Below are 17,561 nucleotides of genomic sequence, written 5' to 3'. Positions count from 1 at the left end.
TAAGACCCGCTAACCGACGGCGGCTATATACTGCGACCGCCCGGACTGCTCATGATTCCCGGCCTGGCCGTGTTGCTGGAGACAATGTTCGATGACTCGTCTGGTACTCGAGATGCTCCGGCCCTATCGTGGCTGGCTGATCATCGTCTTCCTCGCCATGCTGGTCGAGATCGCCATGAGCCTGGCCGCGCCCTGGCCGCTGAAACTGGTGCTCGATGACGCGCTGGGCAGCCATCACCTGCCCGCCTGGCTGGACTGGGCCCATGACTACGGCATCGGCCGCCACACGCTCGGTGTCGCATTGTTCGCCGGCATCGCCACGCTGGTGATCGCCGTGATCGGTGCGATCGCCACCTACATCGACAACTACTATTCGACATCGGTCGGCCAGTGGGTGGCCAACGACCTGCGCATCCGCATCTATGCGCATCTGCATCGGTTGTCGCTACGCTATTATGACAAGGCCAAGACCGGCGCGCTGATGTCCACGATCACCACAGACGTCACAACGCTGCAAAACTTCGCTTCATCATCGACGCTGGATATCCTGCTCGATCTCATCACCATCGTCTTCATGATCGGGCTGATGTTCTGGCTCGACTGGGATTTTACACTGATCGCGCTCGGTATCACGCCGTTCCTGATCGTCTTCGTGTTCCATTTCAAGCGCGCCGTGAAGGACGTGACGCGCACGGTGCGGCAACGGCAGAGCGAGATCGTCGCCGTGGTCCAGCAGGGCCTCGGCCAGGTCCGCGCAGTCACGGCCTTCGGCAGGCAGGATCTCGAACTGGCGCGGCTGGAGGCCGCCAGCCATGCAACGGTCGAGGCGGCCATGAAGGCGCGTCAGGTGAAGTCGCTGCTCTCGCCTGTGGTCAGCATCGTGGTGGCGTTCTGCACCGCCATCGTGCTGTGGAAGGGGACCTCGCTGATTGTCGCCGGCACCATGACGGCTGGCGCGCTCACCGTGTACCTCGCTTATCTCGCGCAGTTCTTCAAACCGGTGAAGGACCTCGCCAGCATGACCAGCGCGATCGCGCAAACCACCGTGGCGCTGGAGCGGATCCAGAACATCCTGGCCGCCGACGATGTCATCGTGGAAAAACCGGGTGCGGTCGATCCCGGTCGCGCCAAGGGAGCCATCACCTTCGAGAACGTCGCCTTCGCCTATAGCGAGGAGGCCAGCGTGCTCCGCGACGTCTCGCTGCATATCGAACCCGGCCAGATCGTCGGCGTGGTCGGGCCGACCGGCTCCGGCAAATCCACGGTGCTGAGTCTGATCCCGCGCTTCTACGATGCGACATCGGGGCGCGTGCTGATCGATGGCGTCGATGTCACCGACTACAAACTTTCGGCGCTGCGCGCTCAGGTCGGCTTCGTGCTGCAGGAGACGGTGCTGTTCCGCGGCACCATCCGCGAGAACATCGCCTATGGCCGCCCTGGTGCAACTGACGAGGAGATCGTTGCCGCCGCCAAGATCGCCAATGCCGACGAGTTCATCAGCCGCATGCCACATGGCTATGACTCCATGGTGGGCGAACGCGGCGACACGCTGTCCGGCGGCCAGCGCCAGCGCATCGGCATCGCGCGTGCGGTGGTGCGCAACAGCCCGATCATGATCCTGGACGAGCCGACGGCAGCGCTTGATCCGGAATCCGAGGCGCTGGTGATCGAGGCGCTGCGCCGGCTGATGCAGGGGCGCACCGTCATCATGATCGCGCATCGGCTCTCGACCATTCGCGACGCCGACAAGATCATCGTGCTGAAAGAAGGCGTCGTCGCCGAGCAGGGCTCCAACGACGAACTGATCGCCCAAGGCGGCATCTATGCAGAACTGGTGAAGATCCAGCAGCGGGTGGTGAACGAGCAGTCTGCGGGCGCATCGTAAGCGGTGCCGGAACGCCTCTTTATAATCATTCTAATAACATACGTGCGTTTGTCTTGACCTTGTCAGGACGCTGCTCGACAAGGTCGGGCATGACCGTCCACCAGACTGCATCCGAAACATCCATACACGAATTGCGCCTCGGCAATGCGCCACGCGGATTCATCGGAACCATCGTGGCGTTGCAGCCCGATATTGCAGGCGCCGCCGAGAGCGGCCACGAGCTCGAACGGCATCTGCTGGAAATGGGCTTCACCGAAGGCGCGCGCGTCGAGATCCTGCATCAGGGTGCCATCCAGCGCGATCCGATCGCGGTGCGCGTCGACAATATTACGATCGCCGTTCGCCGGCGCGAAGCCATGGCAGTTGTTGTGAAATGACCCATACAGACGTGACCACCGAGCGCTTTCATCTCGCGCTGGTGGGAGCCCCCAATAGCGGCAAGACATCGCTGTTCAACGCACTCACCGGCAGCCGCCAGAAGGTGGCCAACTATGCGGGCGTCACCGTCGAGCGCAAGGCAGGCGCCTTTGTAACACCGGCCGGCCGTCAGGTGACGCTGCTCGACCTGCCCGGCACCTATTCGCTGCGCGGCCGCAGCCCGGACGAAGAGATCACCAGGGACGTCGTGCTCGGCAAGCGTCCCGGCGAAGCCGCGCCCGATCTGGTCCTGTGCATTGCCGACGCCACCAATCTGCGCCTCACGCTGCGGCTGATCCTGGAACTCAAGCGTACCGGCCGTCCGCTGCTGGTGGTGCTCAACATGTTCGACATCGCGCAGCGCCGCGGCGTCAGCATCGATGTCGATGCGATGTCAGCGGCACTCGGCGTGCCGGTCATCACCTCGATCGCGGTGAAGAAGGCCGGCGTGGAGGAATTACGCAAGCGCACCGACGAATTCGCCGCCAATATGCCGGCGGCCGGCGACGGCGACGGCTGGAAGCCGCTCGGCCTGTCCGAGATGAAGGCGCTGCAGCGCGAGGCTGACCGCATCATCCGCGACACCGTGACGATGCCGAGCAAGCCGGACACGCTGACCACGCGCGTCGATGCCGTGGTGCTGCATCCCGTCGCCGGTCTCGCGATTCTCGCGCTCATTCTGTTCGTGATGTTCCAGGCGGTGTTCTCCTGGGCGCAGCCGCTGATGGAGCTGCTGTCGGATTCATTCGGCGCGCTGGGCACGGTGGTAGCGCAGGTGCTGCCCGAAGGCATCTTGCAGAGCTTCCTGCAGAACGGTTTGATCGCCGGCGTCGGCAGCGTGCTCGTGTTCCTCCCGCAGATCATCATCATCTTCCTGTTCATCCTGCTGCTGGAAGATTTCGGCTACATGGCACGCGCCGCGTTCCTGATGGACCGCATCATGGGCGGCGCCGGTCTGCATGGCCGCGCCTTCATCCCGCTGCTGTCGAGCTTTGCCTGCGCCATCCCCGGCATCATGGCGACGCGGGTGATTGATAATCGCCGCGACCGCCTGACCACCATCCTGATCGCGCCACTGATGACCTGCTCGGCACGCATCCCGGTCTATACGCTGATCATCTCGGCCTTCATCCCAGCGGAAAACGTCTGGGGCTGGGTCAACCTGCAGGGGCTGGTGATGTTCGGGCTCTATGTTGCCGGCATCGGCAGCGCGCTGGCGGCATCCTTCGTCATCAAGTTCTTCATGTGGCGCGACTACCAGCCCGCGCCATTCATGCTGGAATTGCCGGACTACAAGCTGCCACGCCTCAAGAGCATCGCCATCGGCGTCTATACCCGCGCCAAGATGTTCCTGCAGCGCGCCGGCACAACGATCCTGTCGATGATGATCCTGATCTGGTTCCTCGCCTCGTTCCCGCAGGCACCGGCCGGCGCCGAAGGGCCGGCGATCAATTACAGCCTGGCTGCGATGATCGGAAAATTCCTGGAGCCGTTCTTCGCACCGCTCGGCTTCAACTGGCAGATCGCGGTGGCGCTGATCCCCGGCATGGCGGCGCGCGAAGTCGCGGTCGGCGCGCTCGGCACCGTCTATGCGATCGAAGGTGGCAAGGAAGCAGCGGACGCCATCGGCCAGGCGCTGGCCAGCAAATGGAGCCTTGCCACCGCACTATCGTTCCTGGCCTGGTTCATCTTCGCCCCGCAATGCGCCTCGACACTGGCCGTGATCCGCCGCGAGACCGGCAGCACCAAGTGGATGGTGGTGACGTTCCTCTACATGTTCGCGCTGGCCTATGTGGCGAGCCTGATCACCTACACCGTCGCGAAGGCGGCCGGGCTGGGGTAGCCCGGCCAGCGTGGCATCCTTCGCACCGACACTGTGATTTGAAGTTCATCCTGTGCCGCTGCATCACCATCGGTAACGCAGCGTCGCGATCACATCGCGCCGCATGCCATAATAGCAGCCGGAATCCTGACACAGCCGCACATAGGTCTTGTCGAACAGGTTGCTGGCATTGAGCTGGAACTTGAAGCCCTTGAACTGCGGTCCAAGTCCGGCAAGATCATAGTGAAGCGCCGCATCGAACAGCGTGACGCCGGGAACGTTATAGGTGTTCATGCTGTCGCCCGCTGTTTCCCCGAAATAGCGGACGCCGGCCGCCAGACCGAAACCATCGAGGACGCCGCTGCGGAAGGTGTAATCGGCCCATAGCGATGCCGCATTGCGCGGGACACCGATTGGCCGTTTACCGAGCGTATCAGGCTCCGAATTCGTATTGACTAGGTCGAGATAAGTGTAGGCGCCAAGCAATGTCAGGCTGCGATCGACCTGTACCTTGCCCTCGATCTCGATCCCGCGCGACCGGATCTCACCGGCCTGGACCCGGTTTCTGATATCGTTCGGATCCTGCATCACCACGTTCTGCTGCTTCAGGTCGAAAGCTGCGAAAGTCAGGAGCATCTTTTCGTCTGGTTGATACTTAACGCCGAACTCCTTCTGCTGACCGGTCGTCGGCTTGAACGGATTCAGGGTCCTGTTCGACGCCCCAACGATCGGCTGGAACGACTCCGTGTATTGAATGTATGGCGCCAAGCCGTTGTCGAACTTGTACAGCAAGGCGCCGCGCTTGGTGGTCGCTTCATCCGATGTCGCGGTGGTGCCGAAGGTCGTGCCGTCGAAGGTCGAGACCGTACGCGACTCGGCTCGATCATGCCGGACTCCCAATAGCGCAACCCAGCGGTCGAACTTGATCTGATCCTGCAGATAAACACCGACCTGATCGAAGGTCTGCCTGCTGGCGCCATCGAAATCCAGCGCTGGAACAGTTATGCCATAGACAGGATTCAGCGCGTTGATCGCTCCAACATCGGCGAGATAGCCGTTGGAGGCCCGATCGGTGCCGGTCTGGTAGTCCACCCCGAACAACGTCATGTGCTGGAACGGTCCGGTCGCGAACTTCGCTTCGGCCTGATTGTCGATTGCAAAGGTACGCAGTGTTTCCGCCGCAGAAAACGCATCGCGGCCTATGCTGGTAATGTTCGTCTGGTTGGACTGGGGATAGACCGCCTGTGTATAGGTGCTGTTGTCGGTATAGCGGAGATTTTGCCGCACCGTCCAAACGTTATCGAAGCGATGTTCGAACAGATAGCCAATCGAACCATATTCGCGCTTGAATATATTATAGTTGGGGTCGCCCAGGTAGAAGCTGGTTGGAATCCGGCCATTGACGGTCGAGAACAACGTTCCCACGCCATTCGGCAGTAGCTGATTGTAGAAGCCCGCTTTCGGGTCCCTTTGATAGGTCCCCTGGAAGGTGATCGTGGTATCGTTTGTCGGCCGCCACGTCAGCGACGGCGCGATCGAGACGCGCTGATAGTCGCCGTGGTCGACCTGGCTGCCGACGTCGTAGCCGGAAGCGGTGAGGCGATAGAGAAATTCCTTGTTTTTATCGAGTGGCCCGCTGACATCGATGCCGCTCTGGACGCGGCCGTAACTGCCGGTCGAAACGAACATCTCCTGATACGGCTCTGTGGTCGGCCGCTTGCTGACCATATTGACCACACCGCCCGGCGAGGCCTGACCGTAGAGCACCGACGCAGGCCCGTGCAGCACCTCCAACCGCTCAAGATTGAAAGGATCGACTAGCGTATAGGCGAAGGTGCCCGACGCCACCCGCAACGAGTCCAGATACTGATCGGCGAGAAAGCCCCTGACATAAACCTGATCGAAGCGGCCGTCGGCACCGTTCCGCTCGCCGACCACCCCGGACGTATAGCGCGTGGCCTGCGACACGCTCCGTGCGGCCTGCGCCTGAATCTGATCCTGCGTGACGACGGAAATTGCCTGCGGCGTTTCGATCAACGGCGTGTCGGTTTTTGTGCCCGTCCCGCTACGGGTCGCGACGTAGCCGTCCACGTGCCCCCAAGCGGTTTCGGGCCTCGGATTGACCGGACCTGGCGCAACGGCTTGCTGCGATCGGCGGGCAGCAACGCGACGGTCGCCCCGCGCGCCTGATGTGCTGCGTTTGACTTGAGAGCGCCGTGTCGCTTGCTGTTGTGGTGCGTCGACCGTCACTGCGGGAAGTGTCGACTGCGCACGAACAGCAGTCGTAAAATCGAGCGACATGACAAACGCACTCGCCGCACCGAGCCATGCGGCACGCTTCCAGTTCTTTGATTTTATGATCACGAATTGCCCCAGCTATTCAGCAAGCCTAAGCAGCCCGCTTTACAGCTTCTTCGTGATCCAAAGAGAGAATGGCAACAGGTCAACTGCTAGAATAGGTCAAAGTCGGCGCCGGATGCGATCGGCCTGGCGTTGGCAAATGGAGCCTGGCCATCGCACTGTCGTTCCTATGTGGCGAGCCCGATCACCTACACCGTCGCGAAGGCGGTCGGGCTGGGAAAGATCTGTAGCCCGGATGAGCGCAGCGATATCCGGGAGTGTCACGCCTGTTGAAACGCCGGCCCCGGATGTCGCTTCGCTCATCCGGGCTGCGAGATCGACTCAAAATCCCGCCGCGAGCCCATCCTTGCGCGGGTCGGAGCCGGCGACATAGCCGCCATCGATTTTACGCACGAGCTGCGCACCGCCGAAGCCGAAGGCGGAATCCGGCGGTTCGCGCTCGATGACATGACCGCGGCTGGCGAGATTTGCCGCGACATTGTCCGGCACCGCGGTCTCGATCGCCACTTTCAACCCGGCGACATAGCGCCAGCGCGGTGCATCCGCTGCCGTCTGCGGATCCTGTCCCCAGAGCTGCATGCGCAACATCATCTGCAGATGGCCCTGTGCCTGCATCGGGCCGCCCATCAGACCGAAGGCCATCAGCGGCTCCCGGCCCTGCATGACGAAGCCGGGAATAATGGTCTGGAACGGCCGCTTGCGCGGACCGACCTGATTGGGATGACCCTCAGTCAGGACGAAACCGAAGCCACGATTCTGCAGGCTGATGCCGGTGCCGGGCACGACCACGCCGGAGCCGAAGCCCGAATAGTTCGACTGGATATAGGACACCATCATGCCGGAAGCGTCGCCGGTGGACAGGCACACCGTGCCGCCGGTCTTGGGCGCACCGGCGCCGAAATCCTGCGCACGGCTGCGATCGATCAGCTTTGCGCGCGAGGCCAGATAGGCCGGATTGAGCAGATGCGCGACGGTGACGTCGCGCATGTAATCGAGATCGGCCGCATAGGCGTAAACGTCGGCGAAAGCGAGTTTTGTGGCTTCGATCTGCAGATGGAAGGCATCGCCGCTGTCGAGCACAAGACCGTCGGTGCCGTAGGCCCGCATGATTCCCAGCGCCATCAGCGCCGCGATGCCCTGCCCGTTCGGCGGGATCTCATGCAGCGAGGCATCGCCGAAATCCTGATGGATGGTGCCGCACCAGTCATTGCGATGCGCGGCCATGTCGGCCTCGTCGAGCACAGCGCCATGTTCGCGCGCAAAGGCAGCGATACGCTGCGCGAGTTCGCCGCGATAGAAGGCTTCGCCTTTGGTCGATGCGATCAGCTTGAGCGAATAGGCGTGACCGGGTGCGCGAAACAATTCGCCCGCCGCAGGCGCCCGCCCGCCCGGCATGAAGGCCTCGGCAAAGCCGGGCTGGTTCTTCAACTCCTCCGCGCCGCGGCGCCAGAGTTCGGCGATCACAGGCGAGACGTGGAAGCCGTTTTCCGCATAGGAGATCGCGGGCTCGAACAGCTCCGCGAAGGGCAGCTTGCCGAAGCGTTCGGACAGGTCGACCCAGGCCGAGACGGCGCCGGGCACGGTGACGCTCTCCCACCCGCGATGCGGGAATGTCTTGTGATTTGCAAATCGCTCCGGCTTCCATCCCGCCGGCGACCGGCCGGATGCGTTGAGGCCATGCAGCTCCTTGCCGTCCCACAGGATGCAATAGGCGTCCGATCCGATGCCGTTGCCGGTCGGCTCGACCACGGTCAGCGTGATCGCTGCCGCGAGCGCCGCATCCAGCGCATTGCCGCCGCGCTCCAGCATGCGCAACCCGGCCTGCGTTGCCAGCGGCTGCGACGCCGCCACCACATTGCGCGCCATGACCGGCGAACGGCGGGAAGCGTAAAGGCCATCATGTCTGTATTGCATCAGTTCAGGCTCTCTTCAGGACTTTGCAGATCAACGCGTCTTCTTATCGTCATTTGCACGAGCCGAACAGACGGGTTGCACCTGCCAAATAGACAGGCGGATCTGCTCACCTCTCGATCTTGCACCGGCTAGTCGCTTGCGCTTACGGTTCCTCGCCTTCCATCAAGAGGATCAGTATGGCCATCACCGTCATCCGCAACGCGGACTATGTCGTCGCCTGGGACGCCGCAAAAAACAGCCACACCTATGTCACCGGCGGCGATGTCGCTTTCGACGGCGGCCAGATCGTGTTTGCCGGCCGCGGCTATCAGGGCGAAGCGGTCGAGACCATCGACGGACGCGGGTTCATGGTGATGCCGGGCCTCGTCGATATCCATTCGCATCCGTCCAGCGAACCGCTCAATAAGGGCTTTCTCGACGAGATCGGCTCGCCCGGCCTGTATAATTCGTCGCTTTACGAATACATGCCGATCCTGCGGTCCGATCCGGAAGGCGTGCCGGACTGCGTGCGCGTTGCGTATTCGGAATTGCTGCTGTCCGGCGTCACCACGGTGGTTGATCTTTCGATGCCTCATCCGCAATGGCTCGATCTCGCCGGACAAAGCGGCCTGCGCGTCTATATCGCTCCGGGGTTCCGCTCGGCGCGCTGGTTCACGCCGAACGGCACGCTCGTCGATTACGAATGGAACGAGAAGGCCGGCGAAGACGGCATGCTGCAGGCCTTCGCGCTCATCGATGCCGCCGAGAGCCATCCGTCCGGCCGTCTGTCCGGCATGATGTATCCGGCGCAGATCGACACCTGCACGCCGCAACTGATGAAAGACAGTTACGCCGAAGCGAAACGCCGCGGCATTCCGTGGCAGACTCATGCCGCACAGTCGGTGTCGGAATTCCACGAGATCGTCCGCCGCCATGGCGTGACGCCGATCCAGTGGCTCGGCGAACTCGGCGTGCTCGGCCCGACCTCGCTGGTCGGTCACTCCATCTTCGTCGACGACCATCCGCTGACGCCGTGGCACACGAAGCGCGATCTCGCGCTGCTCGCCGAAACCGGAACGACGGTGGCGCATTGTCCCACCGTGTTCATGCGCCGCGGCATCGCGCTACGCGATGTCGGCCGCTATCGCGCGGCCGGCATTTCAGTGGCGATCGGCACCGACACCTATCCGCACAACATGATCGAGGAGATGCGCAACGTGACGATGACCTCGCGGCTGATGGCCGGGCATCCGCGCGGCCTGAACTCGACCATGCTGTTCGAGGCCGCCACCACCGTCGGCGCCAAGGCGCTCGGCCGCAACGACATCGGCAGGCTCGAGGCTGGCTGCAAGGCCGATTTCGTGATGGTCGACGTCACCCATCCGATGATGCAGCCGCATCGCGATCCGATCCGCAGCATGATCTATGCGGCGGCGGAACGCGCGGTGCGTCACGTCTATGTCGATGGCCGGCAGGTGGTGAAGGACGGCGTGGTGCAGACGTTCGACTATCCCGCCGCGGCGCTGCGCGTGCATGAAGCGCAGATCCGCGCCGAGGAGCGCACGCCCGGTCTCGACTGGGCCGGCCGCAAGCTGACGGAAATCTCGCCGCTGTCGTTCCCGATGGCGTGGCCGTCGAACGAATGAGCCGGTACTTGCGGCATTCGGACTTTACCACGTGCGCCGGCGCGCTCCCTCTCCCCGCCCTTTTGCGGGGAGAGGGTTGGGGTGAGGGGCGAGGCACGGCGAATCATCACGCACGGATTCTCGGATCGAAGAATTCTCGACCCGAGAGCGCGAGTATGCGGCAGTTCCAGTGAGGGCCCCTCACCCGCCGCGAAGACGCGGCGACCTCTCCCCGCGCAGAGCGGGGAGAGGTTAAGGCGGGAGAGTTTAGAGCTTACATGCGCTCGATGATGATCGCTGGTGCCATGCCGCCGGCGGCGCACATGGTGACCAGGCCGCGCTTCAGGTTGCGGCGCTCAAGTTCGTCGAGGATCGTGCCGATCAGGATCGCGCCGGTGGCGCCGATCGGATGACCGAGCGCGATCGAGCCGCCATTGACGTTGACCTTGCTGCGATCGAGATCGAGATCGCGGATGAACTTCTCGGCGACCACGGCGAAGGCTTCATTGATCTCCCACAGATCGATGTCTTCCTTCTTGAGACCGGCCTTTGCCAGCACCTTCTTCGCAGCCGGCACCGGCGCATTCAGCATCAGGGTCGGATCGTCGCCGATATTGGCCATGGCCACGATACGCGCGCGCGGCTTCAGGCCATGCTTGTCGGCATAGGACTTCGAGGTCAGCAGCAAGGCTGCGGCACCATCGACCACGCCCGATGAATTGCCGGCGTGGTGGAAATGCTCGATCTTGAGATCCGGATATTTCTGGTTGATCTGCTTGCGGAAGGTCATGCCGCTTTCATCCAGCGGATGATCGGCCATCGCAGCGAAAGCCGGCTTCAGACCGGCGAGACCTTCGGCAGTGGTTTCCGGACGTGGATATTCGTCCCTGGCGAGCACGATATTGCCCTCGTCATCCTTGACCGGGACGATGCTCTTGTCGAAACGGCCTTCCTTGATGGCGACGGCTGCGCGGCGCTGGCTTTCCAGCCCGAGCGCATCGAGCGCCTCGCGGCTGATGCCCTCCATCGAAGCAATCGCGTCGCCGCAGATGCCCTGATGCGACTGCGGATGCACCTTGGCGAGCCGCTTGTTGCCCGAGCCCATGCCGAGCGGCGCCTTACCCGCGGCCATATCCTCGGCGGCCATCGCACCGGTCAGCGACATCATCTCGGTGCCGCCGGCGATGACGACGTCTTCCATGCCCGACATGATCTGGGCTGCCGCGAAGTTCACAGCGGTGATGCCACCGCCGCAGAAACGGTCCAGCGTGGTGCCGGACGCCTTGATGTCATAGCCGGCATCGAGCGCGGCCATGCGGCCGAGATCGCCGCCCTGCTTGCCGCGCTGGGTCGAGGTCGACCAGATCACGTCGTCGACGTCTGCGGTGTTGAGTTTGTTGCGCTCGGCAATCGCCTTGAGCACGGTGGCGGCGAGATGCTGCGGATGCTGTTCGGCGAGCTTGCCCTTGCCCACTTTGCCGATGCCACGGGGCGTGCGGACTGCGTCGATAATATAGGCGTCGGCCATGATCTTCTCCCAAGAGTTTTGAAGTGTTTTTCTGACCGCGAGATTGGCCAAGCGACCCGTGAAGTCAAGGTGCGCAGGCGGCATGCTCGTCTGCCAAAATTGGCGGGCATCCGGCGCAATTTCGTCCACTACCAGAAAATTGGCACAACCCAAGCACGATATTATAACCATACCGGCGCTATGAGACGGAGGCGGCCGCGCCGCTGCACGCTCATTGCGCTCAACAGCCAGAAATCCAGGAACCTATCTTCATGGATCAGCCTGATGTCCCCCGCCGACGCTCGCGCGTATTTGCGCCTGGGCTCGCCGTCGCCGCTCTGCTGCTGCTCCTCCCGGTCGCCGTGTGGCTGGATCTGACCAATCTGGTTGACGCCGCCTTGCGCCGGCAGGCCAACGACCTGAACTCCGTGATCACGAGCGTGCGAGGTTATTACGCAACCAATGTGGTCGGGCGCGTGCTGGCCCATCAGGGCACCACGCAGGTGGTTCACAATTATGAAAGCGTGCCCGGCGCGATCCCGATTCCGGCGACGCTCTCCCTCGAACTCGGCCGCGTCATCGGCGCTCAGCAGGAGAACATCAACTACCGCTTCGTGTCGGACTACCCGTTCCAGAACCGCGCGCCGCACCAGCTCGATAATTTCGAAAAGACCGCGCTGCGCAGCCTGCGCGACAATTCCGAACAGAAGATCATCGACACCAGGGCGTCGCTGTTCAGCGACACGGTCCGCATCGTCGCGCCCGTGCTGATGGGCCCGGCCTGTGTCAGTTGCCACAACAGCCATCCGGAAAGCCCAAAGAAGGACTGGAAGGTCGGCGATGTCCGCGGAATCCAGGAAGTCATCATTACCCAGCCGATTGCGGCCAACCTGTTCTCGTTCAAGTTCCTGCTGGCCTATTTTGCGCTGGCCGCCGTCAGCGGCGTCTCGTTCCTGGCTTTGCAGCGGCGCCAGTCGCAGCGCATTGCCGGCATGAACCATGAACTGGAAGCCAACAACGATTTCCTCGCCGCGCTCTCCATGAAGATCTCTCGCTACATCTCGCCGCAGGTCTACAAGAGCATCTTCAGCGGTCAGAAGGACGTCACCATCCATACCGAGCGCAAGAAGCTGACGATCTTCTTCTCCGACATCCAGAATTTCACGGCCACGACTGAGCGGCTGCAGCCGGAGCTGATCACCCATCTGCTCAACGAATATTTCACGGAGATGTCGGCGATCGCCCACGAATATGGCGGCACCATCGATAAATTCATCGGCGATGCGATGCTGATCTTCTTCGGCGATCCGGAGACCAAGGGCGACCGTCAGGATGCGCAGGACTGCCTGCGCATGGCGTGGCGGATGCAGCGCAGGCTGATCGAGTTGAATGCGAAGTGGCGCACCGAAGGCATCGAGGAGCCGTTCAAGGCTCGTATCGGCATCAATTCCGGCTATTGCAATGTCGGCAATTTCGGCAGCGCCGATCGTATGGACTATACGATCATCGGCGCGGAAGCGAACCTCGCCGCACGCCTGCAGTCGATCGCAGAACCTGGCGGCATCGCCATCAGCTATGAAACCTTCGCACTGGTGAGCGACATCATCACCTCGCATCCGCTGCCGCCGATCACCATGAAGGGCATCAGCCGCGAGGTCGTGCCCTATGCGGTCGACAGCATCATCGACGACAGGCCGGTGCAAACCGATATCGTCGTCGAACGCATGCCGGGGCTGGATTTCTATCTGGACCCCTCCGCCGTGCGGCCCGACGACACCGAACGCCTGCGTTCCGTGCTGAACGAGGCGCTGGCCTCGCTGGATCGCAAGGTATAATCGACCGCAAAAATGGCGGCCTGAGCGCCACACAGCTGTGTCTATCGCCGGCGGGCAGGTTGCCCCGATTCAGCGAACACCATAGTCATTGCTGAACGACGCTGCGCCTGAAGAACTGCCCGGAATCAGATGCTCCAAGACGATCTTAGCCTGCAGGACGATCCCGGCCTTGCCGCCATGGCGGACACGCTCGCCAGATCGACCGATTACCGAGTCCTCCGCCGGCTGATCCCGCGCACCGAATTCGCGCCGGCCAACGGCCAGCCGACCCGCTCCGGAATCCTCCTCGACGTCGAGACCACGGGCCTCGATCAGGTGCGCGACGAAGTCATCGAACTTGCCATGATCAAGTTCGACTATCTGCCGGACGGCAGCATTACGCGCGTGGCGGATGTCTTCACCGCATTCAACGAGCCGTCGCGGCCGATCCCGCCGGAGATCACCGAGCTGACGGGCATCACGGACGAGATCGTCGCGGGACATCGCATCGATCCCGATGCCGTCGCCGCTTTCGCCGACGACGCCGTCATCGTCATCGCGCACAATGCGGGCTTCGACCGCAAGTTTTCCGAGCGCTATTGGCCGGTGTTCCAGCACAAGGCCTGGGGCTGTTCAGCCACGGAAGTGGACTGGCGCAAACACGGCTTCGACGGATCGCGCCTAGGCTATCTGCTCGCCGGCGCAGGGTTCTTTCATCAGGCGCACCGGGCGATCGACGACTGTCATGCGCTGCTCGAGATTCTCGCGTTCGAATTGCCCGATCTCGGTGCGCCGGCACTGGCGGTTCTTCTGGAACGCGCCCGCAAGAAAACGATGCGGGTCTGGGCAGAGCAGTCGCCTTTCGATCTCAAGGACGAGCTGAAGCGACGCGGCTATCGCTGGAGCGACGGCTCCGACGGCCGGCCGAAGTCCTGGTATATCGACGTCGAGGAAAGCAAAGAGGCGAGTGAGATCGAATTCCTGCGCAAGACGATCTACATGCGCGACGTCGAGCCGCGCGTGCAAGCCCTCAGCGCGATGAGCCGGTTTTCGGTACGAGCGTAGAACATCTAAAGAAAAGGCTAGATATTCGCGCCGTCATTGCGAGGAGCTCTTGCGACGAAGCAATCCAGTCTTTTTCTTCTTGAAGACAAGAACTGGATTGCCGCGTCGCTTCGCTCCTCGCAATGACGAACGTTAATTCAATCCAGCCGGCGGTCAGACCGGCTGCAAACCGAGCGCCTGTGCCGCCTCGATCCAGACCGGCAACTCCTTTTGATACAGCGCATTGGTCTCCTTGAAGCCGAGCGCCGGTTCGAGCACGAAGGTCTTCAGCACTTCCTTCACTTTCGGATCGCTGTTGGCCGCGACGCAAAGCTGCGACAGCCGATCGACGATCGGCTGCGGCGTCGCCTTGGGCACGGCCCAACCCGTGAAGCCGCTGACCGTGAAGAATTTCGACGTCGCGCCCTGCTCGGGCAGCGTTTTCACATTCGGGATGGCGTCGACCTTCTTCGAATGCACGGCGAATGGCACGCCGCGGTCGCTCTGCAGCACACTTTGTGACGCAGTGTAGCTGCCCATCGCAAAATCGATCGAGCCTTCCGCCAGTCCCGTCCACATCGGCGCTTCGCCGCGATAATGGATCGGCTCGATCTTGAGGCCATACTGCTTGTTGAGTTCGTTGATCGTCATATGCGGCGCCGAACCGACGCTATAGGTGCCGAAATTCACCTTGTCGTTCTTGCGCGCGAAGGCGACGAAGTCCTCCAGCGTCTTGACGCCGGATTTCGGACTGGCGACCAGTGGCAATCCGGCGCCGGGAATGACGCTGACCAGCGTCAGATCCTTGTCCATGTCGTAGCCGGGCGTCTTGAGCATCACCCGGTTCATTACATAGGTGGTCGAGATCGAGCAGAGAATCGTGTGACCGTCTGGCTCGGCGCGCGCGACTTCCGCTGTGCCAATGGCGCCGGATGCGCCGGCCTTGTTTTCGATGACGACAGTCTGTCCGACCTGTTTGGAAATGTATTCGCCGAAGGCGCGCGCGAGCAGATCGGTCTGCCCGCCGGCTGGATAGCTACAAATCATGCGGATCTGCCGCGACGGCCACGCGGCTTGCGCCGAAGCATCGCGCGCGACGAACGGCATGGCGGCGGCTGCCGACCCGGCAGCCATGAAGTGACGACGATTGATGATCGCAGACATGTTTCCCTCCGTTGTTTTTTATGACGGTACCCGATCGCTCCCACATTCGCCACGACGATAGGCGGGACAGATTGGCGCATTGGAAAAGCAAATCGCTTCCAGCTCTGCATGTAACAGCTCACGCCATCTGGATCGCAGCGCGGCAGTGCAGTAGTGTCCGCGTCAACTAAAAATGCCGGACCGTTCGGATCTGGCGCACACATCACGTGAGGGACGAAACACCATGGCGCGGAATATTCTGATTCTCGGAGCTTCCTACGGCTCGTTGCTGGCTACGAAGCTCTTGATGGCCGGTCATAACGTGACCCTCGTGTGCCGGAAGAAGACCGCCGAACTCATCAATCGCGATGGTACTGAAGTGCGCATCAAACTGCGCGACGAACCGAACCACCGCGCCATCTTCTCACGCGACCTGCCAGGCAAACTGGATGCGACGTCACCGGATCAGGTCGAGCTGTCGCGCTACGACCTGGTCGGTCTTGCGATGCAGGAGCCGCAATATACCAACCACACGATCCGCGTTCTGATGATCAAGATCGCCGGGGCGAAGCTGCCTTGTCTGTCGATCATGAACATGCCGCCGCTACCCTATCTCAAGCGCATTCCGGGGCTGGCCGACATGAAACTCGAAGAGGCCTATACCAATGCCCAGGTGTGGGAACGCTTCGACCCGGGACTGGTGACGCTGTGCTCGCCCGATCCGCAGGCCTTTCGGCCACCGGAAGAAGCGGCGAATGTCCTTCACGTCGGCCTGCCGACGAATTTCAAGGCATCGGCCTTTGCCGATCCGGCTCACAACAAGCTGCTGCGCGAACTCGAAGCCGACATCGACGCTGTGAAGCTCGACGGCCAGGACGTGCCGGTGAAACTGAAAGTATTCGACTCGCTGTTCGTGCCGCTGGCGAAGTGGTCGATGCTACTCACGGGCAACTATCGCTGCATCACGCCCGAAGAGCCGCAGTCGATCCGCGAGGCCGTTCACGGCGACCTGAAAGTGTCGCAGTCGATCTACGAGCATGTCGATGCCGTTGCACGGCGTCTCGGCGCTGATCCCGAGGATCAGGTGCCGTTCGCCAAATACGCCAAGGCAGCAGAGAGCCTGCTCAAGCCGTCATCGGCCGCCCGTGCAGTCGCTGCCGGAGCGCCGTTTATCGAGCGGGTCGATCTTCTGGTGAAGCTGATTTCGCATCAGCTCGGGATGACCAATGCAAATATCGACCGCACGGTCGAAGTCGTCGATCAGAAGCTCAACGAGCGGCTGGAGTCCAGCGCGGGAATCTGACGCGCTGGCGTGACGGTGCTGCGATTGAATACCGGCTTCGCGACTGACATCAGACGCGAAGCCACACCGCCGCGACGGCGTCCTCTATTCGATCGATATGATTTCGAGTTCCTGAGGGCCTGCGCCGACGATGTCACCGACGGCCTTGCCCATCAGCGATTTCGCCACCGGGGACACGAAGGAAATCGAACCGGCCTTGGGATCCGCTTCGTCCTCGCCCACGATCCGATAGGTCTGCACACGCCCGTCATTGCGGCTGAAAGTCACCGTGCTCCCAAAGGCTACCGCGTCGGTCGATGTCGGAGCTGGAACGAGCTGGGCCGTGCGAACGCGGGCCGTGAAATAGCGCATGTCCCGCAACGGGATTGCCGCCTGCCGCCGCCGTTCGTTCACGTCGTCGATCGCGCTCGCGGCGTCATGCGCCTCGCGGGCCTGCTGGAGCTGCATCTCCAGCGCCTGCAAACCGGCTTCGGTCACGAGGTTCGGATGAGGCGAGATCGGGCGGTCGGGCAGCAGAGTTTCCGCAGCCGTTTCGGCACTTTCTTCCTTGGTGAAGGCAACGCTCAATCTCGAACTCCGTATCGACGCGATCCGCGGTGACGGCGCAGGAAGCGATTACCCCATTGGTTTGTCAAAACCATGCAGAAATAGCCTGATCGCGTAAATGGCACCCGGAATTTTGCTGCTTTGCGGCACCGGACGGCGACAAGGCAGCCCTGTTCCAGTGGAGGGGCAATCCGATTGTGT

At 62.2% G+C, this 17,561-nt stretch carries 12 protein-coding genes; 7 read left to right on the top strand and 5 right to left on the bottom strand.

Annotation, left to right across the window (positions count from 1 at the left end):
• The first annotated feature begins 91 nt into the window (after positions 1 to 91).
• The 3 genes from AB8B02_RS27470 to feoB all read left to right on the top strand — a co-directional run bounded on the left by AB8B02_RS27470 (position 92) and on the right by feoB (position 4,145).
• A complete protein-coding gene (locus AB8B02_RS27470; protein ID WP_439065700.1) occupies positions 92 to 1,885 on the top strand; it encodes an ABC transporter ATP-binding protein in 1,794 nt (597 codons plus the stop codon).
• 89 nt (positions 1,886 to 1,974) lie between these two features.
• Positions 1,975 to 2,262, top strand: a complete 288-nt coding sequence (locus AB8B02_RS27465; protein WP_175365953.1) for a FeoA family protein — start codon at positions 1,975 to 1,977, stop codon at positions 2,260 to 2,262.
• A complete protein-coding gene (gene feoB / locus AB8B02_RS27460) occupies positions 2,259 to 4,145 on the top strand; it encodes a ferrous iron transporter B (protein ID WP_439065699.1) in 1,887 nt (628 codons plus the stop codon). Before AB8B02_RS27465 ends, feoB begins: the two co-directional genes overlap by 4 nt.
• 63 nt (positions 4,146 to 4,208) lie before the next feature.
• Here the strand turns inward: feoB and AB8B02_RS27455 are convergent, their stop codons facing one another.
• Complete coding sequence (locus AB8B02_RS27455; protein WP_439065698.1) at positions 4,209 to 6,215, bottom strand: TonB-dependent siderophore receptor; 2,007 nt, start codon at positions 6,213 to 6,215, stop codon at positions 4,209 to 4,211.
• 591 nt (positions 6,216 to 6,806) lie between these two features.
• Positions 6,807 to 8,399: a gamma-glutamyltransferase family protein gene (locus AB8B02_RS27450; protein WP_439065697.1), complete on the bottom strand. Its 1,593-nt coding sequence runs from the start codon at positions 8,397 to 8,399 to the stop codon at positions 6,807 to 6,809.
• A gap of 176 nt (positions 8,400 to 8,575) precedes the next feature.
• On the opposite strand from AB8B02_RS27450, the gene AB8B02_RS27445 reads away from it, so the two are divergent.
• A complete protein-coding gene (locus AB8B02_RS27445; protein WP_439065696.1) occupies positions 8,576 to 10,024 on the top strand; it encodes an amidohydrolase family protein in 1,449 nt (482 codons plus the stop codon).
• 253 nt (positions 10,025 to 10,277) lie between these two features.
• Here AB8B02_RS27445 and AB8B02_RS27440 read toward each other — a convergent pair whose 3' ends face one another.
• The gene (locus tag AB8B02_RS27440; protein ID WP_439065695.1) at positions 10,278 to 11,531 is read right to left on the bottom strand and encodes an acetyl-CoA C-acetyltransferase; all 1,254 of its coding nucleotides are present in this window, start codon (positions 11,529 to 11,531) and stop codon (positions 10,278 to 10,280) included.
• 251 nt (positions 11,532 to 11,782) lie between these two features.
• Between AB8B02_RS27440 and AB8B02_RS27435 the strand changes: the two genes are divergently transcribed.
• A complete protein-coding gene (locus AB8B02_RS27435) occupies positions 11,783 to 13,345 on the top strand; it encodes an adenylate/guanylate cyclase domain-containing protein (RefSeq protein WP_439065694.1) in 1,563 nt (520 codons plus the stop codon).
• Between the two features lie 129 nt (positions 13,346 to 13,474).
• Positions 13,475 to 14,389 carry a 3'-5' exonuclease gene (locus AB8B02_RS27430; protein WP_439065693.1) on the top strand — a complete coding sequence of 305 codons (915 nt, stop codon included), beginning with the start codon at positions 13,475 to 13,477 and terminating at the stop codon, positions 14,387 to 14,389.
• 153 nt (positions 14,390 to 14,542) lie between these two features.
• Here AB8B02_RS27430 and AB8B02_RS27425 read toward each other — a convergent pair whose 3' ends face one another.
• A complete protein-coding gene (locus AB8B02_RS27425; RefSeq protein WP_439065692.1) occupies positions 14,543 to 15,532 on the bottom strand; it encodes a Bug family tripartite tricarboxylate transporter substrate binding protein in 990 nt (329 codons plus the stop codon).
• A 223-nt stretch (positions 15,533 to 15,755) separates the two neighbouring features.
• Between AB8B02_RS27425 and AB8B02_RS27420 the strand changes: the two genes are divergently transcribed.
• Entirely contained in the window at positions 15,756 to 16,814 is a 1,059-nt protein-coding gene (locus tag AB8B02_RS27420; protein WP_439065691.1) for a ketopantoate reductase family protein, read from the top strand.
• An 84-nt stretch (positions 16,815 to 16,898) separates the two neighbouring features.
• On the opposite strand, the gene greA is transcribed toward AB8B02_RS27420, so the two are convergent.
• Positions 16,899 to 17,381, bottom strand: a complete 483-nt coding sequence (gene greA / locus AB8B02_RS27415; RefSeq protein ID WP_439065690.1) for a transcription elongation factor GreA — start codon at positions 17,379 to 17,381, stop codon at positions 16,899 to 16,901.
• Between the last annotated feature and the right edge of the window lie 180 nt (positions 17,382 to 17,561).

Source organism: Tardiphaga sp. 862_B3_N4_1, assembly GCF_051811085.1.
Lineage (GTDB): Bacteria > Pseudomonadota > Alphaproteobacteria > Rhizobiales > Xanthobacteraceae > Tardiphaga > Tardiphaga robiniae.
Note: the sequence above shows the minus strand (reverse complement) of the source record. Positions and strands in the feature narration are given on the sequence as shown.

Bases quoted from the DNA above. Each gene is read 5' to 3' on its own strand.
- AB8B02_RS27470 (WP_439065700.1), top strand. From the start codon at position 92: ATGACTCGTCTGGTACTCGAGATGCTCCGGCCCTATCGTGGCTGGCTG.
- AB8B02_RS27465 (WP_175365953.1), top strand. From the start codon at position 1,975: ATGACCGTCCACCAGACTGCATCCGAAACATCCATACACGAATTGCGC.
- feoB (WP_439065699.1), top strand. From the start codon at position 2,259: ATGACCCATACAGACGTGACCACCGAGCGCTTTCATCTCGCGCTGGTG.
- AB8B02_RS27450 (WP_439065697.1), bottom strand. From the start codon at position 8,399: ATGCAATACAGACATGATGGCCTTTACGCTTCCCGCCGTTCGCCGGTC.
- AB8B02_RS27445 (WP_439065696.1), top strand. From the start codon at position 8,576: ATGGCCATCACCGTCATCCGCAACGCGGACTATGTCGTCGCCTGGGAC.
- AB8B02_RS27440 (WP_439065695.1), bottom strand. From the start codon at position 11,531: ATGGCCGACGCCTATATTATCGACGCAGTCCGCACGCCCCGTGGCATC.
- AB8B02_RS27435 (WP_439065694.1), top strand. From the start codon at position 11,783: ATGGATCAGCCTGATGTCCCCCGCCGACGCTCGCGCGTATTTGCGCCT.
- AB8B02_RS27430 (WP_439065693.1), top strand. From the start codon at position 13,475: ATGCTCCAAGACGATCTTAGCCTGCAGGACGATCCCGGCCTTGCCGCC.
- AB8B02_RS27425 (WP_439065692.1), bottom strand. From the start codon at position 15,532: ATGTCTGCGATCATCAATCGTCGTCACTTCATGGCTGCCGGGTCGGCA.
- AB8B02_RS27420 (WP_439065691.1), top strand. From the start codon at position 15,756: ATGGCGCGGAATATTCTGATTCTCGGAGCTTCCTACGGCTCGTTGCTG.